The following is a 19,139-nucleotide window of genomic DNA, read 5'->3' on the forward strand; positions in this document are numbered from 1 at the left end:
ATGGATATAGCTAAGCACTTGGAAGGATTCTTTACAAATATCAGTGCGGACGCCAGGATTACGGTGACACATATCAGCGTCTACACTGCCATCCTTCAAACGACATACAAACTAGGGACGAACTGTCTGGCAATGTTCAGTTTTGAGCTGATGCAGATTGCCAAGATTTCAAGCGGTAAAACCTACTATAAAGCTGTGCGCGAGTTGAATGAGTTTGGATATATCCGATACGAGCCGTCGTTCAACAAAAACCGGCCAAGTCGGATTGTCCTGCCGGACCCATTTAATTAAGTTAATCTTTTGAATCGGAGAGATATGAATGTTGAGCTAATTACGAGGGAAGATTTACAAAAACTGCGGCGCGACCTGTTGGAAGATTTGAAACAGTTTATTTCAAATTCACCCAGCGAGCCGAAGAAATGGTTGAAAAGCTCTGAGGTCAGGAAACTCCTCAATATTTCTTCCGGGACATTACAGAATCTTAGAATAAATGGGGAGTTAAAGCCGAATAAGATTGGAGGAACCTTCTATTACGCGTTCCAAGACATTCAGTCCCTGCTTCAATCAAACAATCTAAAACCAAAAAAATAATGGAGCGTCCAGTTTCAAAATACCTAAACCGTATCCTGGGGGATGCGCGGGTTAAAGTTTGGCATGTAGGTACTTACCTGGCGTTGGTTCTGCTCTGGGATAAAAACAAGCAATCAAGCCCTTTCCGTGTGACACGGCGACTGATCATGCAAATGTCCAGGGCACGGAGCCAAACCACGTATCACAAATGTCTGCAGGACCTTGAAAGTTTGGGATACATCAAGTATACGCCGTCTTACCACCCTGGAGTGGCAAGTAAAATATGGCTAATCGAATCGTAATATACTGTACAGGCCTGTCTCAGATCTTGTGGTAAAAGATGGCCGATGGTATTTTTGATAAGTTGTTGTCGTAGTCACTAATCGCGAAGATCATGATTTTAGCACTTAGCATTTCGTCAGTTATGATGTATGGGGTAGTACTTATCGTAATTGGTATCGCTCTCCGGCTCTTTGTGAGCCAGCGCAGATTTAACAGAAGAGGGTACGGAGGAGCCCAACATTACGCCACATACTGGTCGGCCCTTTTTATATCAACGCTTGAGGGAATCCTGATGATTGTTTCAGCCTTGGCTATCGTCTCAGGAATATTTCTGCTAGTCGTCGAGCTTTTCAATAATCGATAGCAAAATCAGTTTTAAATATCTTTAAGATGAACCGCCCACGATGGGGAGCTGATTGAAGCTTCACATCGTGGGCGGCTTGCATAGAAAAAGCTAAGGGGAGCCAGGCTCCCCCGTACCTAATTCAGATTCAGGCTTGAAATTCCATTTTTGGCAAAGTCGGCACAAAGATTAAATGTCGTTTGTGCCCTCAGCTGTGCCGTACCGCCCAGCAGGATAGATTTTACTTTGGCTTCGTCATCCTGAAATTTTCGCACATTCTGAAAATAGCCTGTGACAGCATTATATGCCCCGAAAACCGTTCCCATAGTCGTAGGCAGCTGCTGCGTGGGATTTGAAAGCGCATACTCATAGACGTCGTCCACGATATTTGTGAATTGTGTTGATAGCGCGTTAACCCTGCCGTCCCTAATATTTCCAAGAACCTCCCGGTTAGGGGCCATGGCAATCTCAATCAACTTTTTCAATTGAGGGTCGGTAATTGGCTTTTTGGCCCAATGATTAAAAATCTCTTCGACCTCGTGAGAAAATTTGTTGGCAATTCCCATAACCTTGTGAGCTGTTCTCAAACGTTCGACCGCATTACTGGTGTGCCTGATCTTAACGACATTGGTGATGTTTTTCATAGCGGCATTTAATGTATTTGCACAGACGATCCTTACCGGTGTGAACGCTGCCGTAATACTGCCGCTGCCGTCGTGTGACGTAGTCAGGAACAGATACTTTTCGATTAGATCGTTGCTACCGACCTGGATGTATCCGGGTAGTTTCGCTGTGATAAAGATCCGCTCACCTTTGCCAAGTGCCCCGGCAGTTTCATAAAGGATTCCGTCATTCCCGACGATACTATCAAAAAACGTAAATGCGTCCCTGTTCTGAACAATCTGATAATCTTTGCCAACTACACCCAAGACTGCATTGTTGTCTGTTCTCACGGTCGCGAAATATCCCGGAACAGGTGCGGAGCCGCTTACTTGTTGGTTTGATGAATTTTTGACCCGTGCGGTTAGATCTGCCTTTTCAACCTGATAGTCAAGTCCCGCGTGAGAAATAGCGTCTTTGCTGTTAGGGTACTGGTCGACAATTTGGCCGAGCCCGTGCCAAGCTTTTTCTTTCACCGAGAAGAAACTGTGTTTGCCTGTGTTTTCGTCAAAATTGATGTTGTGAGCCATGATTGTAGCTGTTAGAAGTTAGAAATTGTTTTCTTTCTTCTTCCTCTCGCTCCCTTAAATGAATGTTTGACAAAGAAAAAACGAGAAAAAAGAAAGCCCTCCTAACCGTGGCCCCGCAAATAGCCAAAAGGAAACGGAATAAGTGCCGCAGGCTGGCGGTCGGCTTTCGGGTATCTACCAGCAATAAGAGAGGCCGCCATTATGCCGTAAGCTTTTGGCGACCTTATAGACCGTCTCGCAAAGTGGGGCCACTTATTTAGCTGCCCTTTTGCCGAGTTTTGTTTGTCCAAACATTGCTTTCCAGATCTCTCAGCTTTGTAAAGTCATCGACGAGGAGAAGCAGGTGCGCGATTGATAAAAGTCAGTGAAGAACAATATATTTTTGTGGTGGCGGTGACATGGAAACGGTACACCAGCAAATACGCTAGACCGAGCCGCTTACTAAGTAACTCCAAGCTAAAATATGATACAAAGAACTCGTAGCCACATTTTAGAACAGGAATCAAGATTTGAATTCCGTAAGGTCTTACCAGCAACATGGGTCTGCAGGGATAAACACGATGATTATGGTATAGATTGTGAAGTGGAAATCTTCACCGAGTCAGGGCAGGCCACAGGTCTAGTCTTTTGGGTACAACTGAAAGCAACGGATTCGATTGATCCGTCTGTAACCAAAAAATTATATTTTGAGCGTGACAAGATTGGGCAATTTGTAAGCTATGATATTCCTGTCGTTATCGTCCGATACATCAGCGACAGCAAAGCGCTTTACTTTAGATGGGCCAAAGGGCTGGCAATCCCTCGTACAGAGAGCAAATCAATACCTGTATTTTTTTCCGATTCTTGCCAGTGGTCAGATGAAAGTCCTGCTGACATAAGTTGCTATTTGCAGGCGCAAAACTGGGTAAAGCAAGGGAAAGTCAGTCTGCCAATACCTACTTTCATTGATAGAGCGCTGGATTTTGAGCCGATGGCGATCCCATACTCCAACGTCAACATTGTTAAAACGTGCCTTCGGAATTTAGGACGCCATATTAACATCCGCCGAGAACCACGGGAGGCTCTCTTGTTTATTCGGATATCTGGAAATAAAATCTTCATGAGCCTCGCCGACATCCAATGTGCGGAGATGAAGGTCACCTTCGACAAAGTAGTTGGTGAGCATATCCCGGAGCTTAAAAAACATATCCTTGTTCTCTTCTGCTCCCTAATGTTTGACCTCGGGCGAAAAGAAATCGCCAATGATCTCATCATGAAAGAAAACCTACTGTCGGTCGTGTTCAAGAGCAAAAAATACCTCATTTCGATACTACCTGAGTTGCTGGAAAGCCAGCATTTCGGAGAAGTTTTGCAATCATTGGAAGAATATATAAGGAAAGATCCCGGCGGCAGTACGGATCTTCAGTTCGCTCTTGCATTATTGCTGACTGAAAGAAGAAATGAAATTGGCCAAGATAAAATCGCAGCAATCGGGAAATTCTACGAAAACGAACTGACCTTCCATGTGGGTCGTGGTGACAATATGGCCATTGCTCTTTCACATTACAACTTGGCGCAGCACTTTAAAGCGCAAGGCGAAACAGAATCAGCAATTATCCATTACTTGAAGGCAAGGAAACATGGCAAATTTTACAATAGTGCACACTATTTCTTTTCTGACTTTGCAGGACTGATGTTCTCAATTGGCAAATTCCGATTTGCCGCGACCTTCTATAGTAAAGCTATTAATCTTGGCTCCCAAGATCCGGTCATGGTTGCGCTTCATGCAGACGCGTTGATGTATGCCGGATGTTACCAAGAAGCCAGAGATTGTTTTGATAAATATCTTCTTGCGAATCCAGACGCTGTGGACAACGAAGAGTGGCAACTGAAATACACTCTATTAGCCACACACCTTGAGCACGGCTATCCGTCAGTGCAGAGTCGAAAACCTGCGGAAGCGGAGAGCATTGCTGGACAGGGAGCTGATGATAATGCACTGGCATTAGATTTCTTGTGTCGGTTGGCCTGGTACGGTCGTGGTATTGAGTCGTCCAAAGCCGGAAATTTCGAGAAGGCATTCGCAGAGCTTGTTTTTGCTGCAGTTCTATACCGGGACGATCCATACGTATGGGCAGTATCCTTCGTGACTGGCCTGGATGCAAAAGCCGATAACAGCATTCTGACATTTTTGATCCGAGTTGCCTATGAATATACGGAGCAAGATTTTATTCTGGAAGTCGGAAAGATTTTGGAAAAAGTTCAGCCGGAGAGCATCGACGCAGTGTTAGAACTCATCGATTTGACGATTAAAGATGTTAAGCGAAAACAAATTAAAGTCCGGGTGTTTTCTGAGGATGGTGCGTTCGAGGAAATCCAGTTCTGACAGGGATTAAAGCGTCCTGGCACTCCCAAAGAATGTGCCTTTGCAGGGACAAGGTAGTTGAATACCATCACGTGAATGAAAGTGTGGTCGAAAGCAATCCCAAAGAGCAGACCTCTAATCCGATCACTATTTGACGCTGAAGTATTTGCTTCGAGAAGATTTACCTCTGCTTTTCTGACAATCTTCCTCGATGTAGCTCATTAAAAAAGAGCCGCCAAATGTTATTTGACGGCTCCAAAGTTTCTTGCACTTCTGCTACCGGCCTGCGCCGGTCTTGCTAGCCAATCTACCTTTCAAAGCTTGCATATCTTCACTCACTTTCAAATCCAAGATTTTCGCATATATCTGTGTGGTTCGAATGTTCGTATGTCCAAGCATCTTGGAGACACTTTCTATCGGAACACCATTTTGCAAAGTTATTGTAGTTGCGAATGTATGCCTGGCAACATGCGACGTCAGGATCTTATCGATACCACAAACGACTGCGATCTCTTTAAGATAGTCGTTCATTTTTTGATTGCTGGGTACCGGCAGTACAAGTCCGCGAGACTCGCAAGCAGGATCATCATTATATCGTGCTATTATCGCCAGCGCTTCGGGAAGAAGCGGGATGTGCGACTTAACGTTAGTCTTGGTGCGATGCGTGAAAATCCATTGATCGCCATCAATTCCTCGCGCGATATCGCTTCTCTCGAGGCTCTGAATATCTGAGTAAGCGAGTCCGGTGTAGCAACAGAACAGGAAAGTATCCCGAACCTGGGTGAGCCGATCACTCGCGAACTCCTTCTCGGAAAGGAGGCAAAGTTCCTCTTTTGTGAGGATTGCCTTATCAACTTTTTTGAACTTGCCCTTAAAATTTAAGTAGGGGTCAAGACTCATCCAGCCATTTCCAAGGCAGATATTCACAATCTTGCGAAACATCTTCATGTGTTTGACCACGGCATTGTTTCCCATTTTGCGGACAGAACGGAGATGAAACTCGTAGTCGGCGATGAAGGCAAAATCAATGCGACTAATATCGAAGTCGGTTGTATTGAAATTTGCTTTCAAAAAGCTTTCGGTGTGCCGTCTCAAAACCTCGTACCGTTTGAATGTTCCGATAGCGTATTCCTGGCCAACTAGCGAGTGCATCCGCCGATTGTGCTCTACAATCACCGCCATCAACATCCGCTGTTTTGGACCGATTCCCAAGAATTTGTTTTTAATGCTTTCGGCTGTTGCAAGCTCGCCCTGGCGAATTAAGGAAGCATGTGCGTCCAGGAATTGTTGTTCAAGGTTGCCCAAATAAGCGTTGAGTGATTTCACGGCCTCCTTGTTACCTAGAACCCGACCTGCCCCCGTATTCCAGGTCTTAGGGTCGCACTCACGTCCGGTCGCAAGTTCTGACCTCTTACTCTCAACGGTAATCCTTAGGTAGATGGGCATAGGCCCGGTTTGATAATTTCTCGGCTTCTTCAAATAGAAAAGCAGACTCAGCTTTGTTTTCATAACCATTCACAGGTTTTATAGTTGAACAAAAGTAGTCTTGCAAGCCTAGTCAGCGCAAGATGTCCACCGCATGGACATCTTGTAAATCAATTGGTTACGCGAATTCTGGTGAGTAAACTTTTGAGGCTGATTGACTCACCGAATTACTCACCAAAACTTTGAGAATATTTGAACGTTTTGGTATAGTAGGGGCAAACAAAAAAGCCTGCAATCGTTTGATTTGCAGGCTTTTGATGCTTTTTGTTACCTCTTCAAGTGATCCCGCTGGAATCGCAAAATATTGACGAAAGTGGTTGATTGTCAGATAAATTATTCGAGCGAATCGAATAGGTGACTGAATTGGGGACCGAATGAAATCACTTGATTTGGCGTCAATTCAAATATTTTCCGTATCAAATTTAGTGATTTATATGAATCTACAACAGAGAAGCACGGACGGCAGTTTGATATTGAATTGTGGCATCTTGTGCCACATATGCTATTCAAGCTAATTCGCTGACAATAGATTATGTTAGCAGAAAACGTCCCGCACCAGTATGGTGCCTAAAAAAATTGCGAGTGCGAGCTTTGGGAACATCCGTTATCTCAGTAACGGAACTCCACCAAGGCATGTCATTTAACCACTTTTGACAATTCTTCAATGTCTATTAATGGGATTCTCGTTTTATAAAATTTGTTAATTGTCTTAATAGTCTCATTCGCTAGAACAGCATTGCCTATCGGTGTCAGGTGGATACCATCGTCGGAGAAAAAATTGCCACTAGGAAATGACGGGTTGATAAAGAATCCCTCCTCAGTACGATAGTCTCCCCGTAAAACTTGCTTGAAAAGTGCATGTAGATCTACCATAGGAAGATTGTACTGCTCTGCGAATGCCTCAGTTGCATTTTTGTTCAGAATATTTTGAACTGTGTATCTGAAACCCACCACCTCGCTTTCAGATAATATATCCTCTTCTTGGAGTAGGACATTTTGCTTGGCGGCAAACAAAGTTTTTACCCGATCATTTGGGATCAATAGTGAACTATCAGTCAACGTCTGACGCTTTATGTCGCCGTCAGATAATTTTTTTACATCGAAAAGGTGAAAAAATGGGAAATCTAAAAAATCCGGTATGTTATAGAGCACAAGTTTTCTACCCTTCTCTAAATTGTTCTCGATGAAAATCCTCTTGGCTGTAAAATAGCCAGAATGCAAAATCTCTTCGATTCTTAGCTGTTTGGAGTACAAAGCCATTCCGACCCACAAATCCATATCATCAAACCGAAGCACGACATGCGTTTTTGCACCGAGGGAATCAGCGAAAAAGTCAAACGGATTGTCCTCAGTCCCGGATTTGCCAAAGAATCGGTGGAGATAGGCGAAGTATTGTTTCTGTTTGGGATATCTGAAAAAGAACAAGGATGAATCAGCCGTGGCAACGGGACCTTCCGGACAAGCGATGTTATCGATGCGTTTTCCGTTGAATGGAAGCAGTTGCAATGGACTCGCCGATATAACAGCAGTTTGGTTAGTAACCTTTTTCCACGAAGGTAAACTCGCTTGTTTGTCAAAGAAATAGTAGCCGCTGCCGTTCCCATGTTCGGTTTGAAAGAGTGGAGACTCGAAGGTTTGAAGCTGCATTTGATGTGCAATGAGTTCAGGAATGGAAGTCAACTGTCCCTCACGAAATAAGCCGCCGTTTCGGAAACCGGCAAAATAAGAGCCGCCATAAGCGACTATTCGGATTGGCGATGTATCGCCGGCGGGCTTTAAAGCACTAACGTCGGGCGTGAATGCTATTTTGGGTAGCCTCACATCTTCTCTTACTGGAACAGAAATTTCCTCGGTGATGATCGATTCATAGCTTAGACTTGGAACGTCCGTTGAACGACAAGCGGACGCTCCGAACAGCAATAAGCAAAAGTACATCAGCCTGGCATTCATTGGACATCAAGTTAGGATAATTCCGGCCCGGTTGTTCAAATACCGGGCCCGGAAGCTATCATTTTTTTACTAAAAGTTTCTTTACGAGCGAGATGTCATTTGCTTTTAATTGGCAAATAAATACCGTCTGGTAACCTTAGGTTTTATTAAATTGGAAATGTTTCCCAAAAAATTGCGCAGTAATTAAATATTCTTATTATTCGTATATATTTGGTCGCATTTGACCTCTCCCATCAAACGAGATGGCTAACAATCAGGGATTTTCGGTGATAAAAACACCTCAAAATTGGGATTTGTCAATGTGAAAAATCGAAATTTAGGGAAGCTCAGATCGTTTTTGCGCTCAGGCAGTCTGAGACAGGAGCCCGGGTTGATGAGATATGTCGTCAGTTGGGTGTCTCCCAGGTATAACTATGGAAGCGCTCATTGAAGGATTTACAAGGAAAGAAGCCCTTGCAGCCGCCGACCCTCAGATCAGGTAGATTTTTAGGGTTGTTACAAATCATTTTCAGAAACGCGCGCATTTTACACGGGTTTCTTTTCTTTGTTCACGGTCGCAAGGGAAAGAAACGAAGGAAAGAACAGGTACTCGCATTCCGGATCCCGTAGGTCTGCACTCACGATAGAGGGAGTAGACCTACGGGATCGCCGGTAATTCCGTGCTCGGGATATCAGTTTCGTAGTGTCTGAGGATCGAAACGGTCTAGGTTCCTGTAAATATCGTCTTTTTGATAGTGCCAAATTGCAATTTTGGCCTGTTCTTGCTACCAAAAATCCGGATTTATCAAATTTCTCTTTTGCCGATGGAAAATCAATATAAATATTCCCACTTCGCTTCACACTGTTGCCTTGCCCGTATTGTAAGCTTCCCTGAATCGATCCGAAAATTTAAGAGTCAAATTGTAATATGGGAAACCTTCCGATCTTGTAACAGGACTCTACCAACTTTTGGACAACAACTGCTAGACAAATGAGAGCTAAAACTACCGCAATCCTCCAAAGTCTAAATAAGCTAACCGAAGTGTTAGATAGTTATCGAAATGACTCCGTGATTGCCTTTGACGACGTAACCGTTGGTGAGTTCAGGGAGATCTTCATGCAGTCGAGGGATTCCCTAAAGGAATCGATCCATACAGGGGCATTCGATCGTCTTTCCTTCTCAACTCGTAGAAGGGTGTATACAGCAGTAGAAGATACAGCTCAAGAGGCACGCCCTAACTTACCGTTGATTAAGCTTGATAAAGTGGTTAGCGAGATAGAGTCTCTCCAACTTTCATACCTGTTAAATTCGTTGAAGAGAAACGATGCAACAAAGCAAATAAATAGAGTCATTGCCCAATACGATGATCTCGAAAATAAGTACAATGGAAAGTTGGTATTTATCCAACAACTGGAGCAAATTGAAATAGATGCAACGGCTCTCCTTAAAAAGGTCGATGACAGTGTAAAGGACGTCCAGGTCATAGTGGAAAAACTTGAGCGTCAACAAGTGGAGTTAATTAATATCGAAAGTTCAGCGAAGCTGCGTGAGGACCAAATTAGGGACGCTCAAACGGCAATTGAGTCCAGGCAGCTGTCAATCAATACGTTCGCAGAGAATATTGAAGAGTATAAAGCTAATATTACTGAATTGCAACAACAGGCAAAAACTCTGCTTTCAAGGGAGTCCGAAATTGACCATTTAATCGCGCAAGCAGAAAAAGCACTTTCACTCAGAAGTGCTGAAGGCGTCAGCGCGGCTTTTTCAGCTCAATTTTCGGTGGCGAAGAAAAATATCAACATTTGGCTATTCGGTGTTCTTGGATTTCTAATTCTTGCCGGAACCAGTACGGTGTGGATACTTTACGGATGGAACCTTCCCAATGCCGACAGCTGGGCCTCGATAATTGGCCGTATCGCCGCTGTTGCTATTATGTTGACCGGTGCGGGATTTTGTTCAAAGCAATATGTGCGACAGCGCAGTATTGCGGAAGATTATGCCTATAAGACCGTGTTATCTAAGTCGATATTGGCTTTTACTGATGAAATAAAGAAAAGGAACGACACTCAAGTGACTGAATATTTGACAAAGGTACTTGATGAAATGTTCAAAGATCCGCAGAGAATTAGAGTTTCAAAGAACACCGATCCTTTGCCAATCGACGTAAATGAAGTAGTGAAGCAGGTCCTCCAGAAGCTACCAGTGAGCAAATAAATGTGTTAAATTGTTCTTCAGTTATTACTCGGCTGCTTTGGACATTTACTCCCATTTTGGCTTCAAGTTCCTCAGTAAGGCTGTGACTATCATAGCCCAAACGGCACAGTTTAAATTGCGGGAAGAAAGTGGGCTTATTTTAGAAGGGGAAAGCTTTCTACTGGCGGCAAGTGTTGTCGGCGAAGCCGCAGAGTGGTACAGGCAGGCGGATGTTGTTGAGCGAGCGGCGAAGGAATAAAAGAATTTCTTCACGTACTTCCTGGCGATCATTTTCGAGGCGAAGGGCGGTTATTTGTTTGCAGTAAATGTAGACCTTTTTGCTAGGGCCGAACTTGGCGAAGCTGAGGCTAGGATGGCGGACCAGAAACCGATATTGGAAGAGCTGCTCGAAAAGGCCGGGAGGGCCGGCAGCGTATTTTATGGACATTGGTGATAATGAGAATAGGGTCGCATGCCTGTCGGTCCGGTATGAAATCCAGCACTACTTGCAAATACAGATGGAGGCGGCAGGAACGCTGCGGCAGATGGAAGAGCTCATTGAAGCCAATGAGCTGGAGGAAAAACGGGAAAGGCTTGCGCAGCTGAGCATTGAGGGGACAAAGTATGAGCAGTTGAAGACTTTAAAAATGAAGGCATTGCGGCATGAGTCCCCTAAAGACAAGATCGAGGAACTATACCGGAGGGAACGCTCGCTACGGAAAGCGGAGCCTTCGAAGGGCCTGGCAGGCATCGATCTGTTTCCGATAGTCTTTTCCGATTCCCTGCTCATAAGCTAGAGACTGTGCACCGGGTACTGCGCGTTACCGATCCTGCCAAGAAGCAGTTCGCCGGGGTATTTGAGACAGCAATCCCGGTAGCGAACGTGCTTTATGATGCCATGACGAATGAAGGTTACCTGGATGGTATGGCTTCCTAATAGAGGCCTCGAGAGTATGCGGCGCCTGTACCAGGTGCGCAAGGACTTTTTTGACAACGGATTTTATGGCGATCCGGTGACGGAAAATTAGTGGTCATGACGGCTTATTGTCATTCAACACTTGATTCTCTCTCCGGCAAAAGCGGTAAATATGTTTTCGGCAATGTAGGCTTCCCTGAAACCGTGGTGTTCAGGAGATATCCGGCGATATGGTACGCTTTAAACTGCACTATACAGTAATGGGTGGCAATAAGAAAATCGGAATGCTCTACCAGCAACATCAGGTTACTCACCGGCAGGAGAATGGCCTTCCGATCAGCTATCGGGATTTTGTACCAAGCTACCACAACAGAAGTAATGGACACGGATTTACCAGCAAATCGGATTGCTCAATCCAAAAACAGGAACTTGGGAGGTTTCAAGCTATCGACAATCCTATCCGGGAATCGATGATGATCAACTGCTAAACAAGCGTGAAATTGATATTCTTAGACATATTGCGGACGGTTTAGGCAGCATTTTGATAGCAGATAAATTATCCATTAGCCACCATACAGTAAACACACATCGGGACACTTACAGTTTCGGGACACTTACAGAAAGAATATGCTGCTGAAAACGAATTCCCTTAACACAGTGGAGTTGCTTAAATTCGCACGGTCAGCCAATATTCTCTGAGCTTTTGTTCTTTATGTTCTCGACAGTTCAAATCGCAATTTTTACTTTTGTTCTTGCTAAAAGGTGAATCCCAAACCCATTCAGATGGAGTATTTCAAGGTGCCTCAGCTTCACGCAGGTTGCATAGATGCGGGAAAGCTTACAGAACCATTTAATAATATTTACTTAAAATTCTTCTGAATAACTAATTATTTGAGCTTCTTGGTGTTCTTTAAATTCGCACTGAGGTTCCCTTATTATGAGCAGAACGGCTGACTATACTATTCAAGGCTTCATCTATCAGTTTACTGTAACATTACATGTGCTACTGCAAGCAAACATCAACGACAGCATAGTAATCGAAGGACCAATCGAAGACATCGATGTTGCTACCCCGGCAGGTATTGAATCAACGCAATGCAAATACCACGAGGAAAAAGAAAAGTTTACACTGTCATCAATCTACAAACCCGTATTGTTGATGATGGATCACTATTTCAATAAATCTTCACAAAAGACAAAATACAAGCTTTTTGCTCATTTCCCTAGTGAACCAGTCAACTCCAAAAGATCGCTCACAAAGGAAGAGCTTGCCAAGATTCTTTCGAGCCAGGATACTAGCTACAAAACAATCATAGAGAGTCTGGTGCACGTAAGTGATAAGAATACTTTTCTTTCACATTTCGAAATTGAATTTGGGCCATCTCTTGGGGATCTCCAGAAAAGCACAATTGTGTTGCTATCGAAAGAAGGATTTAGCACTCAGGATGTTGAAGATTTATTTTACCCAAATGCATTACAATCGATCGCCAATCTTAGCATAAAGCATCTTGAAAGTGAAAGGACGGTCACGAAAGACTCCTTTATAGATGCATTAAAAGCGAAGAAGAAAACGGCGATAAGCAGATGGACTAGGGAGTTGTCGAGCTATCAAAATCTCTTAAAAAGACGGCGAGACCAAATGCGCGACCTATTATCACGGAATCAGCGCATCAGATGTCTAGTGCTAGATTCTGACTTCGTTCTGGACTTTGAGTCAAAAATTGTGAATTTTATTGAGGATTTCGTAAAAAAGTACAACAACAAAATAAGACTCCATGAGTGTCCAATCTTCTGCATAGTTGGCGACAATGCACTGATAAATACTATTTGGAGGCGATTAAATGAAAAGAATGTCATTGTCGAGCGAGGGCATGTAGCGGGAGAATTCAATGTAAAACATTTTCTTAGGAAGCCTTTGAAGGAGATCAAAGATGGGAGATCGGAGTTTAAAGTGAGAATTTGTTCCTACGCTAATGAGTTTGAACTTGTCGAGAAGCAGGAGCAAATGGATGATGTTTATGTGATTTCCAAGCGGAATATATTTACATGGGAAGCACGACCTGATTTGAATATTGAATTAATTGAAACAAACGAAATAGCGGAAATCAAATATCTATTTCAACTAGCCACGACCATATGAAAGAGATTGGAAAAGTCCTTGACAGTTCGCCAAATAATATCACAATATCAGTCAAGGATTACAAAACCTTTGAAGAAAACAAGAAGGAACTTCAAATTGGACGATATATACAGATATCAGATGGTAATTTGAACTTTGTGGTTGCACAGATTCAGAATATCAAATCTACCGTAACCACGGATCCAGAATCAAACCTAAAATTTGTTCTGACCACGCAGCCAATTGGTTATATCGAGAGCGATATTTTCAAACGTGGATCATCTTTGATTCCAAGTCCAACTGAACCAGCCTTTATTGTTGACGATACCTCATTAGATATAATATTTAAGAGCCAAGCTCAATATAATTTTCCATTTGGAAAAATAATTCATAGCAATATAGATTTTTTAATCGATGCAAATAAATTTTTCAGTAAACATATCGCATTGGTTGGGTCTACTGGATCTGGCAAGTCGTGTACAGTAGCCAAGATCTTGCAGGACGCAGTGGGTATATCTGGAAAGAAAAACCTATATTTTGAAAGAAAGCGAAATTCGCACGTAATAATTTTTGATATTCACTCAGAATATCAATCTGCCTTTTCACTCGATTCAGCTGAGCAATTCAGCTTGAACGTACTGGATGTTGATACGCTTAAATTGCCCTATTGGCTAATGAATTCGTCAGAACTGGAAGCGCTTTTCATTGAAGGAAATGAAATGAATCATCACAACCAAATATCTCAGTTTAAGAAGGCAGTCATTTTAAATAAGGAAAAACACAATCCTGGGTTGAAGGAAAATATAACTTACGACACGCCAGTATTCTTTGATATTAATGAAGTGTTCAACTATATATCCAATATTAACTCATTAACCGTCTACAAAGAGGACGATAAATTGCTATTAGCATCATTGACAGCAAAAAACTTAGAGTATTCAGAAAAAAATCTCTGGAATCTTATCGAGTTTGAAGATTCTACCGCTACCTCAAAACATGAACTATTGAAAGCTAAAGTGTCGCGGCATGGGGGATTTTATGGTGAATTTGATCGATTTATATCTAGGTTAGAAACTAAGCTAAAAGACAAAAGACTTAAATTTATCCTCGATCCTCAAAAATTGGATAATTCGAGGTACATTACTTCTGACTTTGAAGGAATACTTCGACAATTTCTTGGATATCTCGACAAATGTAATGTTACAATTGTCGACCTGAGCGGAATTCCATTTGAGGTACTGAGCGTTTGCGTTAGTTTAATCTCTCGTCTGGTCTTTGATTTTGCTTTTCACTATTCAAAATTACAGCATAAGGATTCTAAGCACAATGACATCCCATTTCTCATTGTGTGTGAAGAAGCACATAATTATGTTCCAAAAAGCGGAGGTGCCGAATATAATGCGTCGAAAAAATCGCTTGAAAGAATCGCAAAAGAAGGAAGGAAATACGGACTGAGCTTAATGGTCGTAAGCCAGAGGCCATCTGAGGTTTCAGAAACTATCTTTTCCCAATGCAACAACTTTATTTCCCTCAGACTTACCAATGTGAATGATCAGAACTATGTCAAAGCTCTGATGCCAGAGAACTCAAATTCAGTGTCAGATATTCTCCCAAATTTAGGGCAAGGGGAGTGCTTAATTGTCGGGGATGCTACTTTGATTCCATCCGTTGTTAAACTCGAAAAGCCGAATCCTGAGCCAAAATCTCAATCTATTAATTTTCAAGATGAGTGGAAAGAAGACTGGAGAGACATTGATTTCACCGATATAATCAAAAGATGGAAAAGAGAGGTTGCCCAAAAGTGACGTTTGGTAATACTTGACCTCGTCACTTCGACATCAAACAATATTATCCATTTAGCTGTCTTCCTCCATGTATGTTCGTAAGAGTCTAAAACCTGAGGCAAGTTAGTGCCTATCTGATTAGCTTCTGGAACTTGTTGAAGGTTAGAGACACAAAAGGTTTCGGGCAAAAGCGAACAATTTCAAACGCTTTCGAACGAATTCAAACACTTTCAAACAAATCCGAATTTTTTAGAGCGGAAGCGAACTCTTTCGAACAGATTCGGACATGGGCAGGGGTTTTCTCCTTAGCCAGCTATCGCCGGTACGTCGCAAAAAGCGACTCCCCGGCGGTGCTGGCCATGGGAAAACCCCTGGACCCCTGCTATTCGCCTTCCGGCTCATAGTCGATAGGGGTGTCAACTAAACTCCTGGGGACGTTTCTACTTGTACACGTACCTTGATTTACCTCTGTGGAACCAAGGTCACCCGATTGTAAGGCTTGAAGACGTATTGCCGTTTTTCATCCCAAGTATTAACTAGTTATTCGGAGGCCGGTCAAATCAGAAACGCCCCCTGTCGGGAAATTACGAAAAGTGGGAGGCTAGCTGTCGGCAGCCGAAAGCCGAATGGGATATTCACGCTCATTCGCATCCACAACATCTGTCCTGCTCTCACTGGCCAACGTGAATCCAGATGGTGTTGAAATAGTGACTGGTCCGGGCTAATCCCTTCGGTTCTAGCTTTACGATTTTAACTTGCCGGCGAGGTAATATGGTGTGGCGACAATCCCAGAATGACGCGGTCGCCGAGCTTTGCATCGTTAGCACGAATAGTCAAAATGTGGTTAGGTGGTTATTATGCCTATCGTCGCGATTTTCGCCACTATTCGTTTTTGTCTTTTTTGTAGCCATTCTTCTCCAACGATAGAGAACTCGCGGCGGCCGTTTCTTGGCAATTCCGAAACCCTCCGAAATTTCCCCGACACGTCTGCCCGAAACGAGTATTCTGATCATTTCTTGTTTGAACTCAGCATCATAGCTCCTCCGAGTTTTCACAGATTTTGGTCTTTCATTTTGCATCAAGTTGTACAAAAAAGTGTGCGGTTTTTCGAAACCATCTCAGTAAGCGACCTTCATTCGATTTGTAACTTACTGCTAGAGCAGATATATTGTTTGTATCAACAAGATTGTTTTGTTTATTGTCTAATTTTCGAATTCTGAGCATGGGAACGTTTGTAATATCTAAGCGGGCTAACGGAGAATTTCAATTTAACTTGAAAGCCGGCAATGGTCAAGTGATATTGGCAAGTGAGGGCTACACGACTATGGCGGCGTGTGAGAATGGTATAGAGTCAGTTCGTGTCAATTCGTTAGAAGATTCTCAATTCGATCGCCTGACTTCGAAAAATAATAAATATTACTTTCTATTGAGAGCCCGTAACGGGCAGGCCATAGGAAGTTCTGAGATGTACGAATCGGCTGCAAGCAGAGATAACGGCATAGAGTCGGTGAAGAAAAATGCTTTTGGTGCGACTTTACAAATTGTACCGAACACAATTGCAACGGAATCGCAGGCAGACTCAGGAAAGCCCAATTCGGAGGAATCCAGGCATGTACAGGTGGGAATAGGGCTCCAGAATGAACTTGCCTATGAAAGTTTTCAGAGGTTTCTCAACGAATATAAAATCTCAGAACGTCTGCTTGAGATTGCACTGAAAGAAAAGGAGTTTAGGGCTAGCGCTGCTCAGCCGGAAACTAGTGAAAACCTTCCAGATCTATCAGCTGATCTTCAGGAGATTAAGAATCTTGTAGGATTGGTTAGCGTAGAACAACGACTACCGTCTAAGGCCCTGAGCGAGTTGAAAACCAATAAATTGTTTCAAGAAGCGTTTGCAAATAATTCAGAAATGAAGGCTGTGGTTGTTTCGATAGACATTCGAAAGTCAACGGAATTAATGCTCAAATCGAGAAGTCCCAGGCAATACGCTGAGTTTATTACCAAATTGTCGAGTGAGCTATCGAATGTGATAACTTCAAACTTTGGCATTTACGACAAATTTACGGGAGATGGTATTTTGGCTTTTTTTCCAGATTTTTATTCTGGAAAGGACTCGATTCTGCATGCACTTAGAGCATGTGATGAGTGCCACGCAGTGTTTCGAGAGCACTATGAGAAGTACAAAAGCATTTTTACTGTTTTTCTAAAAAGCATTGGTTTGGGGATAGGGATTGATTATGGCGAGGTGACATTGGTTAATAGAGGGGCGGAGTTGACGGTAGTGGGAATCCCTGTTGTATATGCTTGCCGAATGTCGTCGGCACCGCCAAATGCGACCTGGTTAAATCTGCCGGCTTTTGATTTTCTGATAGAAAATTGCGGGAATATGGTCCATTACGAGGAGGTGGAAGTCAATTTAAAGCATGAGGGGCCAGCACTTGCATATGCAATACAGTTCAGCAAAAACATGGACAAGGTGTTGACATTGCCGGAATGGGCTTTATCCAAAGAGTGAAAGCAGTAGAACAGGCAGCTTTGGAGGCGCCAATGCTAATCGATTGACTATCCATCGGCAATGATTTCATTAGGCACTTTCCTCCACCTCCAACAACTCAAACTCCCGCCCCGTATCATCGACCAGTCCCGACCGGCGGACGGATGTTTTTTGAGAAATGACGGCTTTTCCGCCGTTGGAGGCCAGAGATGTGTCTATTAATGGCTTAGGCCTTATTGGTGGGTAAGTGGAAGGGTCGAAAGTCTTTTAACTCTTGTAAAATAAGGGATTTAACTTCACAGGAAACACTGTATCTACTTGATATGAAAAATGCAAAGTTACTGAGTGTGTTCACGGTTCTCACTGCGATCTTTCTAAGTAGCTGCAATCCGCAAGAAAATACCTCCCAAAATAAGCATCCGCAAGAGCCACAAAAGCCGTACCCCTATTACAGTGAGGATGTTGAATTCACAAATTCAAAAACTGGCGACGTGCTTGCTGGTACGTTGACGTTACCAGAAAAAACAGGTGCATATCCCGCAGTTGTGCTAATCACAGGCAGCGGCCCACACAACCGAGATGAAGAGGTGAGTGGTGGGCATAAGCCTTTTCTTGTATTGGCCGATCATCTTACAAAGAAAGGAATTGCAGTACTGAGGTTTGACGATAGAGGTGTAGGAAAGTCTACCGGTGATTTTGCAAAGGCAACTTCAATGGATTTCGCTGATGACGTGGAAAGTGCGGTTGGATACCTGAAAAGCAGAAAGAAAATCGAGGTGAGCAAAATAGGCCTTATTGGCCATAGCGAGGGCGGGACAATCGCGACAATAGTAGCGGGCCGTTCGCAGGACATTGATTTTATTACGCTGCTAGCAGCTCCCGGTATTAGGGGTGATTCGCTAATGTCTATTCAAATTGGACTGGTAGGGAATAGTATAGGCCTTTCGCAATCGGAGATTTCGCAAGCAAGAGAGATGAGTTCCGCAGCCTATAAAGTCGTTCAGAGTACGGGGAATCCGAAAGAGCGAAATGCGAAGCTGACCGTTTTGGCAGAGAATGCCTTTCAGAACTTTCCGAAGAAGTTAATGCCGGCGAACATTACAAAGGCCCAGTTCGTAAGCGAGCAGGTGGCAGCAGTGACGACGCCTTGGTGGATATTCTTTTTGAAGTATGACCCCGTCTCGTCACTCACCAAAGTAACTTGCCCAGTTCTGGCTTTGAATGGGGGTAGAGACGTGCAAGTCACTCCCAAGGAGAACCTGACAGCGATTGCCAATTCCCTAAGGAATTTAAATGGGAAAGTAACTACAAGGGAAATGCCGGGGCTGAATCATTTCTTTCAGGAATGCGACGAATGCACAATGCAGGAGTACGCCAAGCTGGAACAAACGTTTTCTCCGAAGGCCCTGGACGAAATATCAACTTGGGTATTGGAGATTACGAGATAAGGTTTACCTGGCATCACAGGTTGGCTTATTGAACTGTCTGACAT

16 protein-coding genes are annotated in these 19,139 nt (G+C 43.4%); 12 read left to right on the plus strand and 4 right to left on the minus strand.

All coding sequences use genetic code 11. The features are described from left to right. Both DFER_RS04665 and DFER_RS04670 read left to right on the plus strand, forming a co-directional pair. Positions 1-291 carry a hypothetical protein gene (locus DFER_RS04665; RefSeq protein WP_041735906.1) on the plus strand — a complete coding sequence of 97 codons (291 nt, stop codon included), beginning with the start codon at positions 1-3 and terminating at the stop codon, positions 289-291. A gap of 24 nt (positions 292-315) precedes the next feature. Further along, positions 316-591, plus strand: coding sequence for a helix-turn-helix domain-containing protein (locus tag DFER_RS04670; protein WP_015810453.1), 276 nt, complete (start codon positions 316-318; stop codon positions 589-591). Between the two features lie 741 nt (positions 592-1,332). Here DFER_RS04670 and DFER_RS04680 read toward each other — a convergent pair. Next, the gene (locus DFER_RS04680; RefSeq protein WP_015810455.1) at positions 1,333-2,385 is read right to left on the minus strand and encodes a DUF932 domain-containing protein; all 1,053 of its coding nucleotides are present in this window, start codon (positions 2,383-2,385) and stop codon (positions 1,333-1,335) included. Positions 2,386-2,848: 463 nt separating this feature from the next. Between DFER_RS04680 and DFER_RS04685 the strand changes: the two genes are divergently transcribed. Then, positions 2,849-4,750 carry a DUF4365 domain-containing protein gene (locus DFER_RS04685; protein WP_015810456.1) on the plus strand — a complete coding sequence of 634 codons (1,902 nt, stop codon included), beginning with the start codon at positions 2,849-2,851 and terminating at the stop codon, positions 4,748-4,750. A 255-nt stretch (positions 4,751-5,005) separates the two neighbouring features. On the opposite strand, the gene DFER_RS04690 is transcribed toward DFER_RS04685, so the two are convergent. Both DFER_RS04690 and DFER_RS04695 read right to left on the minus strand, forming a co-directional pair. Next, positions 5,006-6,238, minus strand: a complete 1,233-nt coding sequence (locus DFER_RS04690; RefSeq protein WP_041735910.1) for a site-specific integrase — start codon at positions 6,236-6,238, stop codon at positions 5,006-5,008. 612 nt (positions 6,239-6,850) lie between these two features. Continuing rightward, the gene (locus tag DFER_RS04695; protein ID WP_015810459.1) at positions 6,851-8,164 is read right to left on the minus strand and encodes an SGNH/GDSL hydrolase family protein; all 1,314 of its coding nucleotides are present in this window, start codon (positions 8,162-8,164) and stop codon (positions 6,851-6,853) included. Between the two features lie 330 nt (positions 8,165-8,494). Between DFER_RS04695 and DFER_RS29525 the strand changes: the two genes are divergently transcribed. Both DFER_RS29525 and DFER_RS04700 read left to right on the plus strand, forming a co-directional pair. After that, a complete protein-coding gene (locus DFER_RS29525; protein ID WP_374754561.1) occupies positions 8,495-8,575 on the plus strand; it encodes a hypothetical protein in 81 nt (26 codons plus the stop codon). A 559-nt stretch (positions 8,576-9,134) separates the two neighbouring features. Then, on the plus strand, positions 9,135-10,358 hold the full coding sequence (locus DFER_RS04700) for a hypothetical protein (RefSeq protein ID WP_015810460.1): 1,224 nt from the start codon (positions 9,135-9,137) through the stop codon (positions 10,356-10,358). A 157-nt stretch (positions 10,359-10,515) separates the two neighbouring features. Here DFER_RS04700 and DFER_RS29840 read toward each other — a convergent pair whose 3' ends face one another. Beyond that, complete coding sequence (locus tag DFER_RS29840) at positions 10,516-10,785, minus strand: hypothetical protein (RefSeq protein WP_015810461.1); 270 nt, start codon at positions 10,783-10,785, stop codon at positions 10,516-10,518. A 58-nt stretch (positions 10,786-10,843) separates the two neighbouring features. Here DFER_RS29840 and DFER_RS04710 point away from each other — a divergent pair, with 58 nt between their 5' ends. The 7 genes from DFER_RS04710 to DFER_RS04745 all read left to right on the plus strand — a co-directional run bounded on the left by DFER_RS04710 (position 10,844) and on the right by DFER_RS04745 (position 19,095). Beyond that, on the plus strand, positions 10,844-11,134 hold the full coding sequence (locus DFER_RS04710; RefSeq protein ID WP_143828665.1) for a hypothetical protein: 291 nt from the start codon (positions 10,844-10,846) through the stop codon (positions 11,132-11,134). A 5-nt stretch (positions 11,135-11,139) separates the two neighbouring features. Beyond that, positions 11,140-11,274, plus strand: a complete 135-nt coding sequence (locus DFER_RS30675) for a hypothetical protein (protein WP_262485294.1) — start codon at positions 11,140-11,142, stop codon at positions 11,272-11,274. Between the two features lie 385 nt (positions 11,275-11,659). Next, positions 11,660-11,890, plus strand: coding sequence for a response regulator transcription factor (locus DFER_RS30850; protein WP_187293430.1), 231 nt, complete (start codon positions 11,660-11,662; stop codon positions 11,888-11,890). Positions 11,891-12,190: 300 nt separating this feature from the next. After that, the gene (locus DFER_RS04720; protein ID WP_015810464.1) at positions 12,191-13,393 is read left to right on the plus strand and encodes a hypothetical protein; all 1,203 of its coding nucleotides are present in this window, start codon (positions 12,191-12,193) and stop codon (positions 13,391-13,393) included. Next, positions 13,390-15,177, plus strand: a complete 1,788-nt coding sequence (locus DFER_RS04725; RefSeq protein ID WP_015810465.1) for an ATP-binding protein — start codon at positions 13,390-13,392, stop codon at positions 15,175-15,177. The genes DFER_RS04720 and DFER_RS04725 overlap by 4 nt, the downstream gene beginning before the upstream one ends. 1,201 nt (positions 15,178-16,378) lie before the next feature. Further along, positions 16,379-17,668: a DUF1508 domain-containing protein gene (locus DFER_RS30985; protein WP_015810466.1), complete on the plus strand. Its 1,290-nt coding sequence runs from the start codon at positions 16,379-16,381 to the stop codon at positions 17,666-17,668. Positions 17,669-17,970: 302 nt separating this feature from the next. Beyond that, positions 17,971-19,095, plus strand: coding sequence for an alpha/beta hydrolase family protein (locus tag DFER_RS04745; RefSeq protein ID WP_015810467.1), 1,125 nt, complete (start codon positions 17,971-17,973; stop codon positions 19,093-19,095). Positions 19,096-19,139 lie beyond the last annotated feature (44 nt).

The sequence above is a fragment of the Dyadobacter fermentans DSM 18053 genome (assembly GCF_000023125.1).
Taxonomy (GTDB): domain Bacteria; phylum Bacteroidota; class Bacteroidia; order Cytophagales; family Spirosomataceae; genus Dyadobacter; species Dyadobacter fermentans.